The sequence below is a fragment of the Oleiphilus sp. HI0043 genome, assembly GCF_001634935.1.
In genome coordinates this window covers 1-871 of the sequence record NZ_LWEY01000567.1, presented here as the reverse complement: position 1 = coordinate 871, position 871 = coordinate 1, and the positions used below count along the sequence as shown (strand labels likewise).

Here is an 871-nt window from a genome sequence, read left to right as displayed (position 1 = left end):
TAGCCTGGCTAGTGAGAACTTTGCTGATAAAGTCAAAGCACTCATTCGACACCAATTGAATCTAGGCAGCGCAAGAAAAGAACTCATTGCGAATGAACTAAACATGACCGAACGAACACTGCAGAGAAAACTCGTCGCTGAAGACAGTTCTTATCAAACGCTGTTAAATGAAGTCAGACTAGACTTAGCGACCGAACTTCTGAAAAGCTCCGAAATAGGAATTCAAGATATTGCTTATAACCTGGGCTTTTCTGACGGGCGCTCATTTCATCGCAGCTTTAAAAGTTGGACCGGTATGACACCAGGGCAGTACCGAACAGAAAGTTCGCAATTGAAAAGCCTATAAAACCGACAGCTTGGCGAGTATTAGTCGGTACTCACCAGGCCAGCCTTGGCAACCACGACATTATCCTGGGTTTCAGGAACACTTACTCGTTTGGAAGGTTTCTGACGCTTCATTTCATAAAGCCGCTCATCGGCTATTTTAAGCATCATTTTAGAGTCGACTCGATCCATTGATTCTGTCGAAATCACGCCATAACTAATCACAACAGGAATTACCTTATCCTCGACTCTGAGAGGCGTATTCAAGAGATGCTCGCGAATACGCCCTGCAATAATATCAGCGCCTTCTTGGCGCTGATGAGGCAGCAACACGACAAACTCATCACCAGCAAAGCGGAATGCCAAATCACTCTTTCGTGTTAACTCATTCAGATGATGTGCAACATGCTTGAGATAACTATCACCACAGTCATGACCGCAGGTATCGTTGACTATCTTGAAATCATCACAATCGATAAACATGACCGCCAAATCTTCTTTCTGGCGCGCATGACGACTTAACTCTTGATCAAGCGTTTCCTCTAAC

Annotated in this window: 2 protein-coding genes; one reads left to right on the top strand and one right to left on the bottom strand. The window is 44.5% G+C overall.

Features of this window, described 5'->3' with window-relative positions; genetic code table 11:
• Window positions 1–346, top strand: a 346-nt coding sequence (locus tag A3729_RS07110) for a helix-turn-helix transcriptional regulator (protein WP_156497756.1), incomplete at its 5' end; no start/stop codon positions are given.
• Window positions 347–366: 20 nt separating this feature from the next.
• Here A3729_RS07110 and A3729_RS07105 read toward each other — a convergent pair.
• Window positions 367–871, bottom strand: a 505-nt coding sequence (locus A3729_RS07105; RefSeq protein WP_156497755.1) for a GGDEF domain-containing protein, incomplete at its 5' end; no start/stop codon positions are given.